The following is a 15,288-nucleotide window of genomic DNA, read 5'->3' as shown; positions in this document are numbered from 1 at the left end:
GGGCTCTCCTTTGCGTCAACTGCGACGGAGAGAGCCTAAGCTATGCCGATCCGGCTACTGCTTTGTCACGAAAAACGTTGGCATAAACCTGCTCGTTCGGCATAGTTCGACGGTCGGCATAAACCGCATTATGCCGCGCGCGGCATAAGGCGGTCATGATCAGCGTGGCCATGAAGGCGGCACGATCAGCACCACGATCCGATCCGGCGAAGAGCCATGACTTTCTTCCGAGAGCAAAGCCTCTGAGCGCGCGTTCGGCGGCATTATTCGTCAGGCAAATCCGGCCGTCTTCGAGGAAGGCCGTGAAGCCGTTCCAGCGCTTCAACATGTAGTCGATCGGCTCAGAGACAGGAGAACTGCGCGACAGCCTTGCCCGCTCGGTTTGGAGCCAGTCGTGCAGTTCGTCGACGAGCGGCTGGCTGTCTTTGCGGCGGCGCTCCAGGCGCTGCTCGGGGCTAAGACCGTTGATCTCCCGTTCGATATCGAACAGGGCATCGATCCGTTTGACGGCCTCCAATGCCATCGGTGAGATCGGTGCGGCTTTGCTGCCCCGTTTGGCGTTCGTGGCAATGTCGGCCAGCACGAAGAACTTGCGGCGCGAATGTGCCCAGCAGAGTGCTTGGCGCAGAGGCGCGGGATCGCGATCTGCTTTGAACAGCGGGTTATAGCCGCCATAGGCATCCGCCTGCAGAATGCCGGTGAAGGTCTTCAGATGTCGCTCTGGATGCTCCTGCCGCCGATCCCGAGAGGAATAGTAGAGGGCGGCAGGCGGTGACTGTCCGCCGAACGGCCGATCGTCCCGAACGTAGGTCCAGATGCGGCCGGTATCGGTCTTTCCCTTCGCCAGGATCGGCACGGTCGTGTCGTCGCCATGCAGCCGCTCGGCCGCCAGGACATGGGCCTCGATCAACGAATGGATTGGCTTCAGGGCTGCGGCACACGCGCCGACCTGATCGGCAAGCGTCGACAGGCTGAGATCGATCCCCTCTCGGGCATAGCGCTCGCTCTGGCGATTGAGCGGCTGATGCTGGGCGTACTTCTCGAACAGGATCATCGCCAGAAGGTTCGGGCCGGCAAAGCCGCGGGGTGTCACATGGAAGGGTGCTGGCGGTTGCGTGATCTTCTCGCACTCGCGGCAGGTGAACTTCTCCCGCACAGTCTGGATAACCTTCCACTGACGCGGGATGACCTCCAGGGTCTCGGTGATATCCTCGCCGAGCTTCGACAGCTTGGCCGATCCACAGCATGGGCAACTGGATGGGGCGGCAATAACGACGCGCTCGCGCGGCAGGTGTTCAAGAAAGGGCTTGCGTGACGGACGCTTGCGCTCGAAGGCCCTGACGGTCGAGCTTTTGGCAACCATCTCTGCCGCGAGTTCGTCTTCGCCGGCATCAGCTTCGAGTTCTTCGAGTTGCAGTTCCATCTGTTCGAGAAGCCGCGTCTTGCGCTCAGAGCCGCTGCCGTAAAGCTCTCGGCGGACCTTCTCGATCTCCAGCTTCAGCCGCGCGATCAGCGCCTCGGAATGTGACACGAGCGCTTTTGCGCTGGCAGCTTCCGCCTTGGCTGTCGCCGCTTCCACCTCGGCAGCAACACGCAGCGCTCGCTCTTCCGCCAGCAGTGCGAGCGCACTGGCAAGGTCATCTGGAAGCTGGTCGACAGGGCTGTTCATGGCGAGATGGAATCATATTCGCCCCCGCTATTCCAGTGTTTTTGCTCATCCAACCGAGGTTGGTCGCCAGGTCTTTTGCGGCATCCGCCAGTCGATACCTTCCAGCAAATAACCGAGCTGCCCAGGCGTGATCACGACCGTCCCATCGGCCGCCGACGGCCATATGAAGCGTCCACGTTCCAACTTCTTCGTGAACAGGCAGGCTCCCTGGCCATCATGCCAGATGACCTTGATCAGGCCGCCGCCACGCCCGCGGAACACGAACAGGTGCCCACACATCGGATCGCGCTTCAGTGTCTCTTGCACCATCAGCGACAGACCGGGAAAGCCCTTGCGCATGTCCGTATGGCCAGTCGCCAACCAGACCTTCACACCAGCAGGAACCGGGATCATCGCCGACCCAGCACACAATCGAGAATGCGGCCAAGTGCCTCCGTGTCGATGTCGCTGTCCACACGGACACGACGACCGCGGCCCAGATCAATCGTCACATCGCTGCGCTTCCGGCGGGGATGCGATGAGGCCGGCGCTTCTGAGGCAGCGGGCTGGGCCGCCGGCGCGGTCTCCGAAACGATCACGGGCACCAAGGTGCTCGACACCTGCGTCGACGGCTCCTCGATCCGGCAGAGTTCCTTGCGCCACCGAAAGAGCTGGCTCACGTGGATGCCGGCCGCACGGGCAATCTCGGAAAGAACCGCACCAGGCTCAAGGCAGGCTGCAACCAGCCGCTCTTTGTCCTCGCGAGACCAGCGCCGACGGCGCTCGACAGACGTGATCACTTCAATCGGATGCTTGGTCATAGGACTACTCCTAGTGTTTGCACTAGGACTTCCGATGTTCGCATCAACCTCGCAAGACGGCCCTCACCGTGGGCTTACAGATATTCTAGAACTATAGCAGGATTAAGCCGTCTCAATTTCTGAGCATTGCAGCAGTGAGATTTTCTCCGGCGCGGCCCCAGGTGGCCGGCGTGGGATCCTCAAATCGTGTCGCCAGCGAGGCCGGTTTCGTGAAAGCCTTTTGAGTTTGCTCAGCGACTTGAGCGTAGGTCCTCGTCCGGCCCTTATTCATCTCTGGCCCAGCCCTTGCTGTCGGCAGTCTTCGCGAGGAGGAATGCATAACAGCTGCTGATCTCGTCGAGCTTTCTCACTAACTCGCCGTCCGATCCACCGAGCAAGGTTTGATAGCCCTCGCCTCTTGTTGACCTCTGCCAATCATTCCGCGCGGTCGCATTGCCGAGGGGAGAAACCTTTGGTTTAGGGCTGCCAAACGATACGGCTGCGCGCCTCAATCCGTCTAGGAAGCTTGCGTCATCGAGTCCGCTATAAGGTTTTCCTTCGGAATTCGTCGCATTGAGGAAGATCTGCTCGTCACCGACTACGCTATATCCGCCGCCCAAGCCATTTTTCGTTGCGTCCGCTGCTTCGAAGAATCTCTGCGCCACGGTGGCGCTAAGGCTGCCCTGCGGAAACCGCACGATAACAAGGACTGTCTTACCTGTCGTGTCGTCGAGGCGAGAGGTAAGAACGCGACATTGGCGCAAGACGTAGCCTAGCGGGCCGGCAAACCTATCCGTCACGGCGTCATCGAGATCACCCTCGGTCTGAAGCGATGCATTGTTTTGAGGAGATACCCGCCCGGCGTAACCTTTGTCCTCAAGGTCGCAGCGTCGATCCCGTTGGCTGTTATGATCTTTGGCACAATGTCTTTTGAGACTTCGGCTGAAAACGTCGCTCGATCAACATAGCTGGCCTGGCCAAGCCGCGGCAAATGGAAACCTACGGAGGGCGTTGCCCGATAGGGCACAAGCACCTTTCGCTCTGCAACGCTGTATTCTGGGATGCTGAAGGGATGGCGGCAGCCTCTTTGATTTGGCAACATAATTATAATGCTGGTAGGTGATGCCGACGTCGGCTTTTGGATTGCCCGCAGCAGCCGCAGATATGCGCGGCACTCGACAAAATTCTTCAGGCTCGTTGACTAGGATCATTCGTCGAGATGACAGTTTGAAATGTCACAAACTTTTCGCAGGCCCCGAAAAACCTGTTAATCCACGTTCGTTCACCTCTTGTACAATCCTTGAGACGGCACCCTGTTCTAGATCAAGGTGGTTCATCAACGCGGACTCCACCAGGGTCGTTGCCGTGCCTAGTTCAGACATTGCGTCAATTACCTTCTCGAGGCTTTCAACAAACGCGGGCCGAAGTTCCGACGCAGTTAGTTCCATTCGTAAAGGGTGAGTGCAAAAACAGAACCGGTGGACGATTTTGCAAGCCTCGCAATTCGATGCTTCTTGCGCGATTTTAGTGAATATCGCTTCTGCCCTTAAGGCAAGTTCGTCAGAGGACAATTTATCCGCCACGGTCCAGCTCTCTGGGACCTGCGGCCGCATTCGATTCAGTGCCGAGATCAGGGTTTCACGTCCGACAACATAAACATCTAACAGAGCTCTTTCCGACATCGGCCTGGTGAAAAAGCCTCTTTGAGGGATGTATTGAATCTTCCCTTCAGCTGCGAGCCGCTGAAGCGCTTCGCGAACCGGTGTTCGACCAAGATCGAGCTTAGACGCTAGATCCTGTTCCCTGAGATGTTGCTCCGGCACACGACCGTTACTGTGGAGAATTCTTCGAATAGCATCGTAGGCAATATCGGCCTTTGCAGGTTCTGGTTCAGTAGAAAAATTCGAGCCACCCCCACGACCTTGGGGCGCGTTCTTGCAACACCGCATTTGATAGTTTTCCTCTGTCGATATCCTTCAAGGACCCTACAGGAGCTTTGCTTTGAGATCGGACGGTCGCTTGGAATTGAAGGTCGAATTAGTCGACCCTTCCAATACCGGCACCGCGTTTCACGCCCGAACCAGATTCGGGATCAACCACCTGTATTATAGCCGCGGCCGTAATTGGCAGCTATCGCATTCTGCCGCTAAGTTCAATGCCATAGGCACAAGGCTGCGTCGGGATGGCGCGCTGGTCCAATGTCTAACGCCCGTCGTATTACGCGCAAGCGGCCGCCTTTAAGCGAACCGGGTCTCCAAGGCCTGGAAGTGCCATCAATGTACTGACAGTTTTCAAAATCAACATGTGCATGATAGCTCTTCGGTGGACGTGATCGGTTACTCCTATCAATCAGCTGATTATAGGCTTCGGCGGATTTGATGTAGACGCGGTTCGCGAGAGCCTCGACTTGTCCATCAGTAGCGATGGCTTCGCCGTTGTCAGAATCGCCTCCAGCGCAATCAAAGACACGTTCAGATTTTGAAAGAGACCATGTGATCTGATGCATTTGTTCCGGTTCGTGTTTGGTGGCGAGATGTGCTTTGGTTAGGTCCAGGCCTATGCTTGCCTCGTGTTCGGCAGGTGGTTGTTGCAATGTCGACAATATTTCAAGGCTCAGCTCCATGCCGGTCACTACAGGACGGTTAACCCGATAATATCTTCCGCTATCTGCGACTTCGCGAAGCGCATCCAGATGCTCGTTCCGTGCGGCCGGCTGCCAGCGTATACCACGCCGTTGAGCAAGCACGCGTTCGCCATCGAGCAAGACGAGCCCCATTTCCGGGCTATCACACCTGGGTTCGTTTGGATGCATTTTGTCACGTCGGTTCATCTAAGCCTCCCGTCGCTGACCGGGGTAGTCCCATGCCGCGTGTTGAGCACGTCTAGACGGCACTCCGCCATAGATCAATATTTAACAATAATATATTTTCTGATATATTTAGCCAATCGCCATGGCTTACATTTATACTCTGTTGGTCGAGTACACAACTCGGTACGATATCGTATTACGCAAGAGAGTTCAAGATTTGCTTGAGTCCGCAAATGTTCGAGCTGACAATCTCCCGTTGGCGATGGCCAAACCTCGAAGTGGTAATGTACGGCTATGACTCCCTCAAGCAGCACGAAAAGTTCCCCTTCTATCTGACAACCCCGACATGTTGGTCGGATTGAGTATTTCGTCACCACCGGGCTGATCGCCAATGAGTTGAATTTATTGGAAGAATCTCAGTCTCGACGGAGACACTTCCTTCGCTCTTGTATTGAAAGTCGAACACCAGATTGCTGACAGGATAACGCGTGGGACGAACACCGGTTACGCCGAAGTCAGTTTACTCGGACCACCATTATATTCGGCCGGCAGAGAAAGCGTTCTCGGAAGGTCGGAAACGATGACATCCTGGCTCCCCTTGCGGTAGATCCGACTAGCTTTCGCTGGACGAGCGATGGTCTGACTTGACAACTCTTGAGAAGAGCTCGGATTTTGACTCGTCAAGGATACGAAGGACCGCGGCCGCCCTAGGAGTTTTAGACAAGATTTGAGACATGCGTCGCACTGAAGTCGCTACACAGCGGCCTTAAGGAGGATGCCTGCAGCAGCTCACCGAGTACAGGAGGCGCTTAATGGGAAGCCCTTCAAGCTCCTACAGCTTATAGGGCCATCCAGGCTTCAGACTTAGCCGAGCTGGACGCTTCCGCCTAATTGGCTGGCGCGAAGGCTAGCGCCTGAAGTCATTCGTCGCACCCTTGCTGTAGAGACAGCTTGCCGACTGCGATTGGTGGAAACCCAGGCACGCGATCATCGTGGCACGGTGATCGATGAGCGAATCTAACCGCATTTATTCTTCCACCAATCGCAACACTGGGGGCGCGTCATATGCGCGGAACGTCTTAAGGTCGACTTGAACCATCGGGCCACGCGGCGTGTGTATCGTGAGGGTACTGATATCGACATCAATGCCGGATTTGTGTACGTCGCGGATGGCGTCATTCATTTTTTGAAGCGCTGCGCCTAGTCTTTCCTTAGCATGCTTCTGCCTTGTGAGGTAAGATGTCATGGTGCCCTGCTTGTTTGCTGCTTGAGTTCCGCTTATGCGGTCAATTTGATTCGCGCTATGAATCGATAGTGTTTCGAGCACGATCGAACGGGCTCCTCTTTAGTTTAGACACCGTGGCTGGTCGCTAAGTAACTGCTGTAGCAGGTCGGACCTTTGCAAATTTCGCATTCTTCCCTCCATGGCGAGACGAAAATATGCTTCCCGATCGTTGCGCGAGCTCCATTTCGCTTCAGCACCAGCGCAACCCATTTGGCCATAGAGAGTTGTTCGCTCTCGCCGTGGCGTGCAGTTTGCTGCGCCACATAGAACGCCAAGCTGAAGTTTTTATTTCGCCCATTGGGCGCGATTTCAGGATGGCAATCTACAACAGGGAGAAATATTGGCATCGTGTCGTTATCATTAGTCCATTAAATATATAGACTACGTCGCAAAAGGATGTCGCCGACATGAAAATTCTGGGTCTTGCGGGAAATGTAAAACGACCATCGCGAACTGCCTCCCTTGTGGAAGCACTTGTGTCGGCAGCCACATCGAAGCTGGGTCTCGATGGGCAAACCATAGAACTGGTTGACGCTGCCCCCATTCTCTTCAAGGCGCTTCGATCGGACCAGTTGGATGCCGAGGGGCGGGCGATTATCGACGCCGTCGAGGCGGCTGATGTCCTTGTTGTCGGGTCGCCGGTCTACCGGGCATCGTATACCGGCGCTCTCAAGCATCTCTTCGACCTTGTTGACTACCGCGCACTGACCGGAAAGCGGGTCATTCTGGCTGCCACAGGTGGCACACCGCTGCACGGTTTGATGACCGAACATCAGTTGCGCCCGCTATTCGGCTTCTTCAACGCCCTGACACTGCCGACGTCGATCTACGCTACCGAAACCGATTTCACGGATTATGAGATCGCCAGTCCTGTGGTTCAAGAGCGTATCGAGCGCGCCGTTTCAGAACTCGCTCAGGTGCTGCCGCTCTCTGATCACACCGCTGCCGCGCGCGCTCATGCAAACCGCCCGGCGCTCGCCTCCGCGTCAGCCTAGCCATTTCAAGAGGGAGAGTATCATGTCCTATGCCAGCAGAGAGCCGGTCAAATTCGCCTACTGGGTTCCCAATGTTTCGGGTGGCCTCGTCATTTCCAATATTGAGCAGCGGACGAGCTGGACGATCGAATATAACAGAAAGCTGGCGCAGATCGCCGAGGCTAGTGGCTTCGATTATGCGCTGAGCCAAATTCGTTTCACCGCCGGTTATGGCGCCGAATTCCAGCATGAATCCGTCTCCTTTAGCCATGCGCTGCTGGAATCGACGACAACGCTGAAGGTGATTGCCGCCATTCTGCCGGGACCATGGAATCCTACACTGGCGGCCAAGCAGATCGCCACCATCAATCACCTCACCAATGGTCGTGTCGCCGTCAATATCGTCAGTGGCTGGTTCCGAGGCGAGTTCCACGCAATTGGCGAGCACTGGCTTGACCATGACGAGCGCTACCGCCGCTCGGAGGAATTCATCCGCGCACTGCGCGGTATTTGGACCGAAGACAATTTCACGTTCCACGGCGATTTCTATCGCTTCAACAATTATTCGCTTAAGCCCAAGCCGATCGATCCACAGCCGGAAATCTTCCAGGGCGGCTCCTCTCGCGCTGCACGCGACATGGCATCGCGTGTTTCCGACTGGTACTTCACCAATGGCAACACGCCGGAGGAAATCGGCAAGCAGGTGGCTGACATCCAGGGCAAGGCGAAGGCTAACGGTCATTCCGTCCTCGTTGGTGTCAACGCTTTCGCCATCGTCCGCGAGACCGAGGTAGAGGCAAGGGCCGTGCTCGCCGAGATTATTGAGAAGGCCAATCCAGAGGCGGTCAATGCCTTCGGGCACGAAGTCAAGAACGCCGGGAAATCATCACCTGAAGGCGAGGGCAACTGGGCGAAATCCTCTTTCGAGGACCTGATCCAGTACAACGACGGCTTCCGCTCCAACCTGATAGGGACACCACGCCAGGTCGCCGAGCGGGTCATCGACCTGAAGCGCGCCGGCGCGGACCTCATCCTTCTCGGTTTCCTGCATTTCCAGGAAGAGGTCGAGTATTTCGGCAAGCACGTCATCCCGTTGATCCGCGAGTTGGAAGAAGCCGAAACGGCGACGGCCGTCGCCGCCGAGTAATCGCAACACGTTGTCGGCCGGCCCGCAAAGCCGGCCGCATCAACGATGACAGGCCAAGAACCCGGTGGTTCGTGGTGGGATAGCGTGCGCCTATGAACTCGTGGGCTCGTGGCGCGCCGTCGAAAGCAGGGGCGTGCACACTATGACATTTGCCTTCGGAGGCTTGGGAGCGGCGCCGTTTCCGCCGGACGTTCAGGAGCACTTGGCCGGCTTGGACAGAGGAACAGGCGCGGCCTGGGCGTCGCCCATTGAAGCCGGCGCAACGGACGGCATCATTCTGGAGCTGGCCCGCATCGATCTATCCTTCGGTGGCGTCGTCGCCCTGAAGGATATCGATCTGTCCGTTTGGCGTGGCGAAATCCTCGCCGTTATAGGGCCCAACGGTGCTGGCAAGAGCTCGATCATCAATGTGATCAGCGGCGTATACCGACCCGATCGCGGTTTTGTGTGGCTCTCCGGGCGCCGCCATGCCCAGGTCCCGACGCAGAAACTTGCCCGTCTCGGCATTGCTCGCACGTTCCAAAACCTGGCATTGTTCAAGGGTTTGAGCGTTCTCGACAATGTCGTGGTTGGACGAGCGCAAAAGACGCGGTCTAGCTTCGTCGAACAGATCGTCGGCCTCGGTCGAGCCCGCACGGAACAGAGGGATGCCCGCAGTCGGGCTTTCGAGGTGCTCGAGTTCCTCCACCTTTCGCATATTGGCGATCGTCTGGTCGGTACACTGCCTTATGGTCTGCAAAAACGGGTGGAATTGGCGCGCGCTCTGGTGGCCGAGCCCGACATCCTGCTGCTCGATGAGCCGATGGCCGGAATGACGGCGACGGAAAAGAACGAGATGGCCGATTTCGTGCGCGCCGCACGTGACAGGTTCGGTACCACCGTCGTGCTGATCGAGCACGATATCGGCGTTGTCATGGGGTTGTCCGACCGCGTTGTCGTGCTCGACTACGGCCGCAAGATCGCCGATGGAACACCCAACGAAATCCAGCGCGACCAGCGCGTGATTGATGCCTATCTCGGTGTCGCTCCCGAAAATGAAGAGGGGGCGGGCATCTGATGGCTGACTTCGACTGGCTGTTCTTCATGGAGATTCTCGTCGGCGGCCTTTTGTCCGGCGTCATGTATTCGCTGGTCGCGATCGGTTTCGTCCTGATCTACAAGACATCCGGCGTCCTCAATTTTGCGCAAGGGGCGATGCTCCTGTTCGCGGCGCTGACCTTCGTCAGCCTGACGGAACGCGGCATTTCCTTCCCGCTCGCATTCGCGATCACCTTCGCGATCATGGTCGTTATCGGGATAGCTGTCGAGCGTACCGTGTTGAGGCCGCTGACCAACAAACCGCCGATCACGCTCTTCATGGCGACGCTCGGCCTCTCCTATATTGTCGAGGGCGCTGCCCAACTGATCTGGGGCACGCAGGTGCACGGCCTTGATCTCGGTATCGAGGATGTGCCGTTCGATGTCGGTGGTGTCTACATCAGTCAATTCGACATCTTCGCAGCCGTCGTTGCCGCCTCCATGGTGCTGCTGCTCTCTGTCTTCTTCCGTTACACCCGCATCGGGCTCGGTTTTCGCGCCGTGGCCGACGATCAGTTCGCGGCGCTCGCCGTCGGGTTGAGACTGCCTTGGATCTGGGCGACGGTCTGGGCCACCGCAGGTCTGGTGGCGCTGGTCGCCGGTCTTTTGTGGGGAGCCCGCGTCGGGGTGCAATTCTCACTGTCGCTGATTGTCCTGAAGGCCTTGCCGGTTCTCGTCCTCGGTGGGTTCGACTCGATCCTCGGCGCGATCCTCGGCGGGTTGCTGATTGGCGCGTCCGAGAAGCTGGCTGAGGTCTATATCGGCGGATATTTCGGCGGCGGCATTGAGGGTTGGTTTGCCTATGTGATCGCGCTCGCCTTCCTCCTCGTTCGCCCTTCCGGCCTGTTCGGCCAGAAGCTCTTGGAAAAGGTCTGACCGATGTCCACGATCACTTGCGATCTGCCGGCCTACCGGTTCCCCGCCCGCTGGGCGACGCCGTTGGCTTGGCTTGCCATTGCCTATGTCATTGTGCCGCTTCTCGGGTCAGACTACCTGTTCGAGGCTATCCTGCTGCCGTTCATGGCCCTCAGCCTCGCCGGCTTGGGGCTCAATATCCTGACGGGCTATGCCGGGCAGGTGTCGTTGGGGAGTGCTGCCTTCATGGCTGTCGGCGCGTTCGCGGCGTTCAATTTCAATCTTCGCGTCGACGGTCTGCCTTTGATCGTCAGTATGGTACTTGCTGGTTTCGCTGCGGCCGGCGTCGGCTTGGTGTTCGGCGTTCCCAGCCTGCGCCTCAAGGGCTTTTACCTCGCGGTATCGACGCTTGCAGCGCAGTTTTTCGTGCAGTGGGCACTGACCAAATTTAGCTGGTTTTCGAATGAGTCCGCATCCGGCGTTATCGATGCGCCTCAGCTTTCGGCTTTCGGTCTTGTTTTCGATGGGCCCGTCGGACGATACTATTTCGCGCTGACGGTGGTCGCCGTTCTCACTTTGCTGGCCCATCGGTTGGTGAATTCGCAGACCGGCCGCAATTTCATTGCCGTGCGCGACAACGAGACAGCGGCGCGGATCATCGGCGTGCCGGTGCTGAAAACCAAGCTTCTGGCCTTCGCAATCTCCTCCTTCATCATCGGCATCGCCGGAGTCCTGTGGGCGTTCGCCTATTTGCGCACGGTCGAGCCCGCCGGTTTCAATCTTGACCGGTCGTTCCAGGTCTTGTTCATCGTCATCATCGGGGGGCTTGCATCGATCCGCGGTGCTTTTTTCGGAGCGGCGCTGATCGTTGTGTTTCCCCTAGTCCTGTCCCGGCTTGGCTCCTTCCTGCTCGGAAACATCTTCAATTCAGGCGTGTTGGATATGAGTCAGCGCATCGTGCTCGGCGCGCTCATCATCCTCTTTCTGGTCCTCGAACCGGATGGGCTTGTCGCCCTTTGGGATCGGGTCCGAAAACGAATCCGTGCCGCCATCGTGCAGTCCTGATCGAAACGGAGCCATCAAGGCTCTCGAAATGCCACCAGCCCTCATCAGATCAACCCGGACCGGCGCCTTGCCCCGGTCGATACCCGGAGTATGTCCAAAAATGACGATCCTTGCCAAATTCAAGATTGCGGCTCTTGCCGCCGGCCTCGCCTTCACGGTGGCCCTGCCGATGGCCCATGCGGACGAACAATATTTCCCGCTTCAGAGCTATCGCGTCGGCCCCTATGCTGCCGGCGGCACCGGCTTCTTCGGTGGCTTCATCGATTATCTGAACCTGATCAACACGCGCGACGGCGGCGTGGGTGGCGTCAAGCTAACATGGTCGGAAGCTGAGACGCAGTACGAGGTCGAGCGTGGCGTCGAGGCCTATGAGCGCCTGAAGAGCAACCCGAACGTCGCTGCCTGGAACCCGCTTTCCGTGGGCATTGCCTATGCGATGATCGATCGCATCACCGCCGACAAGGTCCCGTTGATCACCATCAACCATGGCCGCACGGATTCGACCGACGGCCGCGTTTTCCCTTATGTCTTCCCGCTGCTGCTCAACCCGTACAGCGAAACTTCCGGCATCGTGAACTACATCGCCGGCAAGGAAGGCGGTATCGAAAACCTCAAGGGTAAGAAGCTCGTCGTTCTCTATCATGGCTCGCCTTATGGCAAGGAAACGATCCCGATCTACGAACTGTTGGCGAAGAAATACGCCTTTGAACTACAGCAGATCGAGGTTCCGCATCCGGGGAACGAGCAGCAGTCGCAATGGCTCACGATCCGCCGCGCCAAGCCAGACTTCGTCATCCTACGCGGTTGGGGCGTGATGAACCCGGTCGCGCTGAAAACCGCAGCCAAGGTTGGCTTCCCGGCAGATCATATTATCGGAAACGTCTGGTCCAATTCAGAAGAAGACGTCATCCCCGCTGGTGATGCCGCCAAGGGCTATACGGCAATCACCACGCAGGCATCTGGCACAAAATACCCGGTCGTTCAGGAGATCGTCAAAGCGCTCTACGACTCCGGCAAGGGCAACCTCGAAGACAAGAAGCGTATCGGGTCAGTTTATCATAACCTCGGTATCGTCAACGGCATCCTCAATGTCGAGGCAATCCGTATCGCGCAGGAGAAGTTCGGCAAGCGGACGCTCACGGGCGACGAGGTCCGCTGGGGTTTTGAACACCTACAACTCAACCCGGCGCGTGTCGAGGCGCTCGGCGCCAAGAGCCTGTTCCACTCGATCAACGTTACCTGGGATAATCATGAGGGCAACGGCTACGTGACTTTCCAACAGTGGGACGGGAAGAAGTGGAACGTTGTCTCTGACTGGATTGCACCGGACTGGGCACTGTTGCGGGCGATCATCGAGAAGTCCTCGGAAGCCTACGCGACCGAGAAGGGCATCAAGCTTCGTACCGCGGCAGACGCCGAAACGGCGACCAACTAATCCCTTCAAGCCGCGCCTGATAACGGGCGAGGCTTGAAGAACCGGGCGCGAGGATGGTGCCTCCCTCTCCAACCTCGCGCCTTCTCTCAATCCGACCTTTTAAGGCAAGAGGACACTGTCATGGCTCTGGAAACCACTCTGCTTGCGGTCGATGATCTGAAGGCAACGTACAATCACGCCATCACCGCACTCGACGGCGTCGGTTTCCATCTGGCGCGTGGTGAAATTCTGGCGCTCCTTGGCGCCAACGGCGCGGGAAAGACGACGACGCTCAAGGCGTTGTCCAATCTGCTTCCAGCCGAACGTGGGCAAGTCGTTTCCGGCAGCATCCGCTTCGACGGGCTCGATGTCCTGCGCACAAGCCCTGCTGCACTGGTGCGTGCCGGTCTCGTGCAGGTGCTTGAGGGCCGCCATTGCTTCCGCAGCCTGACGGTCGAGGAAAACCTCGTCTCCGGCGGGCTTGGCCGCAGCGGCACGCGCGCTGAGATCGCCGAGGATATCGAGAAGATCTACGCGCATTTCCCCAGGTTGAAGGAAAAGCGTCGTGCACTTTCCGGCCTGACCTCGGGTGGCGAGCAGCAGATGACGGCGATCGGCCGGGCGCTCATGTCGCGGCCGCGCCTCCTGGTTCTCGACGAACCATCCATGGGACTGGCGCCGCTCATCGTCCAGGACATTTTCCAGAAGCTCCGCCACCTCAATCGCGAAGAAGGTCTTTCTATCCTTGTGGCGGAGCAGAATTCCGCCGTCGCTCTGAAATATGCGGATCGCGCCATCATTCTCGAAAACGGCGCCACGGTGCTGACCGGTGACGCACAGGATCTGCGCGGGCGCGACGACATCAAGTCTTTCTACCTCGGCCAGAGAGCCGTGGCTCCCTCCATCCCCGCCGTTGTCGGCTAACACGATCCAAGAGGAGAAACACCGTGACCCATCCTACCATAAATACCGAAAATGCCGCAAAGGCCGTGCCACCTGTTCCACGCCCGTCGCAGCCCGCCCACATTATCAAGACTGACGCCGAAGCGATTGCCGTCGCCAAGACACTCGCGGCAGAGTTCGTCAAGGAATCGGCAGCACGCGATCGCGACCGCATCTGGCCGGTCAAGGAACTGGACGCGTTTTCGCAAAGCGGGCTTTGGTCTATCAACGTGCCGAAGGCCTTCGGCGGTCCCGAGGTCTCTTATGCGACGCTTGCGAAGGTCATCGAGATCATCTCGGCGGCCGATTCATCCATCGGACAAATCGCGCAAAACCACCTGGGTGTGGTCGCCGCCATCCGCACGGTGTCAGACGAAGACCAACAGAAGCTGCTCTTCGCGGAAGTGTTGAAAGGAACGCGCTTCGGCAATGCCTTCTCCGAATTTGGATCCAAGCGTGCGGTCGACTTCGAAACAAAATTCGTTGATGCCGGAGATCATGTCGTGGTCAACGGCCAGAAATTCTACTCGTCAGGAGCGCTGCTCGCGCATCTGGTGCCAATCGTGGCACTGGATAACGAGGGCAGGGCCTGGTACGCAATTGCCGAGCGCGGTGCCCCGGGTCTGACTGTCATCGACGACTGGTCCTCCTTTGGCCAGCGTACCACGCTGTCGGGCACGGTACTGCTTAACAACGTCAAAGTGTCGAAGACGCATCTCGTGCCTGGCTACAAAGGGTATGAAGTGCCGACTGCGGACGGAGCGATCTTCCAGATTATCCAAGTGGCTGTCGATACCGGCATCGCGCAGGCCGCGATTGACGAGACCGTCAGTTTTGTGCGCACCAAGAGCCGCGCCTGGGTGGATTCCGGCGTCGACAACGCTTGGGACGATCCGTACACAATCCAGGCGATCGGGGACTTGACGCTAAGGCTTCATGCGGCGCAGGCGCTGCTTGAAAAGGCAGGTTATGCCATTGACCGAGCGATCCTCGACCCGAACGCGGGAACCGTTGCGGAAGCCCAGATCGTTACCGCCGAAGCCAAGATCCTCTCCACTGAGATCGCGATCGCGGCCGCCAACAAGTTGTTCGAACTGGCAGGAACGCGCTCGACCCTTGCAGAGCACGGGCTTGATCGCCACTGGCGCAACGCCCGCACCCATACTCTGCACGACCCCGTCCGCTGGAAGTACGCCATTTTGGGTAAGTATTTCCTGAACGGCGAGAAGCCACCGCTCCACGCCTGGAGCTGAGTTTTTCGATCTGCAAAGC

15 protein-coding genes and 2 pseudogenes are annotated in these 15,288 nt (G+C 58.0%); 9 read left to right on the top strand and 8 right to left on the bottom strand.

Annotated elements, in window-relative coordinates; translation table 11 throughout:
* Positions 1–148: 148 nt before the first annotated feature.
* The 6 genes and pseudogenes from tnpC to HJC00_RS29280 all read right to left on the bottom strand — a co-directional run.
* Positions 149–1,669, bottom strand: a pseudogene (gene tnpC, locus HJC00_RS29305) (IS66 family transposase); the annotation flags it as partial.
* 45 nt (positions 1,670–1,714) lie between these two features.
* The gene (gene tnpB, locus HJC00_RS29300) at positions 1,715–2,062 is read right to left on the bottom strand and encodes an IS66 family insertion sequence element accessory protein TnpB (RefSeq protein WP_095436757.1); all 348 of its coding nucleotides are present in this window, start codon (positions 2,060–2,062) and stop codon (positions 1,715–1,717) included.
* Positions 2,059–2,469, bottom strand: coding sequence for an IS66-like element accessory protein TnpA (gene tnpA / locus HJC00_RS29295; RefSeq protein WP_097596466.1), 411 nt, complete (start codon positions 2,467–2,469; stop codon positions 2,059–2,061). The genes tnpB and tnpA overlap by 4 nt, the downstream gene beginning before the upstream one ends.
* A 263-nt stretch (positions 2,470–2,732) precedes the next feature.
* Positions 2,733–3,248 (bottom strand): hypothetical protein, encoded by a 516-nt coding sequence (locus HJC00_RS29290; protein WP_259672339.1) that lies wholly within the window; start codon positions 3,246–3,248, stop codon positions 2,733–2,735.
* Between the two features lie 435 nt (positions 3,249–3,683).
* A complete protein-coding gene (locus HJC00_RS29285) occupies positions 3,684–4,397 on the bottom strand; it encodes a GntR family transcriptional regulator (protein ID WP_221165036.1) in 714 nt (237 codons plus the stop codon).
* 203 nt (positions 4,398–4,600) lie between these two features.
* Positions 4,601–5,278: a hypothetical protein gene (locus tag HJC00_RS29280; RefSeq protein ID WP_168301797.1), complete on the bottom strand. Its 678-nt coding sequence runs from the start codon at positions 5,276–5,278 to the stop codon at positions 4,601–4,603.
* Between the two features lie 617 nt (positions 5,279–5,895).
* Between HJC00_RS29280 and HJC00_RS33085 the strand changes: the two are divergent.
* Positions 5,896–5,988: pseudogene (locus HJC00_RS33085) on the top strand (transcriptional regulator); the annotation flags it as partial.
* A gap of 296 nt (positions 5,989–6,284) precedes the next feature.
* Here HJC00_RS33085 and HJC00_RS29275 read toward each other — a convergent pair.
* The gene (locus tag HJC00_RS29275; protein ID WP_244604854.1) at positions 6,285–6,584 is read right to left on the bottom strand and encodes a hypothetical protein; all 300 of its coding nucleotides are present in this window, start codon (positions 6,582–6,584) and stop codon (positions 6,285–6,287) included.
* Between the two features lie 23 nt (positions 6,585–6,607).
* A complete protein-coding gene (locus HJC00_RS29270) occupies positions 6,608–6,889 on the bottom strand; it encodes a hypothetical protein (protein WP_168301796.1) in 282 nt (93 codons plus the stop codon).
* 60 nt (positions 6,890–6,949) lie between these two features.
* Here HJC00_RS29270 and msuE point away from each other — a divergent pair, with 60 nt between their 5' ends.
* From msuE to HJC00_RS29230, 8 genes are all read left to right on the top strand, one after another.
* The gene (gene msuE, locus HJC00_RS29265) at positions 6,950–7,537 is read left to right on the top strand and encodes an FMN reductase (RefSeq protein WP_168301795.1); all 588 of its coding nucleotides are present in this window, start codon (positions 6,950–6,952) and stop codon (positions 7,535–7,537) included.
* Positions 7,538–7,559: 22 nt separating this feature from the next.
* The gene (sfnG, locus tag HJC00_RS29260; RefSeq protein WP_168301794.1) at positions 7,560–8,663 is read left to right on the top strand and encodes a dimethylsulfone monooxygenase SfnG; all 1,104 of its coding nucleotides are present in this window, start codon (positions 7,560–7,562) and stop codon (positions 8,661–8,663) included.
* A 163-nt stretch (positions 8,664–8,826) separates the two neighbouring features.
* Positions 8,827–9,720 carry an ABC transporter ATP-binding protein gene (locus HJC00_RS29255; protein WP_376741976.1) on the top strand — a complete coding sequence of 298 codons (894 nt, stop codon included), beginning with the start codon at positions 8,827–8,829 and terminating at the stop codon, positions 9,718–9,720.
* On the top strand, positions 9,720–10,616 hold the full coding sequence (locus HJC00_RS29250) for a branched-chain amino acid ABC transporter permease (RefSeq protein ID WP_221165035.1): 897 nt from the start codon (positions 9,720–9,722) through the stop codon (positions 10,614–10,616). The genes HJC00_RS29255 and HJC00_RS29250 overlap by 1 nt, the downstream gene beginning before the upstream one ends.
* 3 nt (positions 10,617–10,619) lie before the next feature.
* Positions 10,620–11,660 (top strand): branched-chain amino acid ABC transporter permease, encoded by a 1,041-nt coding sequence (locus tag HJC00_RS29245; RefSeq protein WP_168301791.1) that lies wholly within the window; start codon positions 10,620–10,622, stop codon positions 11,658–11,660.
* 100 nt (positions 11,661–11,760) lie between these two features.
* Entirely contained in the window at positions 11,761–13,095 is a 1,335-nt protein-coding gene (locus HJC00_RS29240) for an ABC transporter substrate-binding protein (RefSeq protein WP_210633206.1), read from the top strand.
* 120 nt (positions 13,096–13,215) lie between these two features.
* A complete protein-coding gene (locus tag HJC00_RS29235; RefSeq protein ID WP_221165034.1) occupies positions 13,216–13,998 on the top strand; it encodes an ABC transporter ATP-binding protein in 783 nt (260 codons plus the stop codon).
* Between the two features lie 23 nt (positions 13,999–14,021).
* The gene (locus tag HJC00_RS29230; protein ID WP_221114575.1) at positions 14,022–15,269 is read left to right on the top strand and encodes an SfnB family sulfur acquisition oxidoreductase; all 1,248 of its coding nucleotides are present in this window, start codon (positions 14,022–14,024) and stop codon (positions 15,267–15,269) included.
* Positions 15,270–15,288 lie beyond the last annotated feature (19 nt).

Origin of the sequence: Rhizobium sp. NLR22b (genome assembly GCF_019685295.1) — a bacterium.
Classification (GTDB): Bacteria; Pseudomonadota; Alphaproteobacteria; order Rhizobiales; family Rhizobiaceae; genus Rhizobium.
Note: the sequence above shows the minus strand (reverse complement) of the source record. Positions and strands in the feature narration are given on the sequence as shown.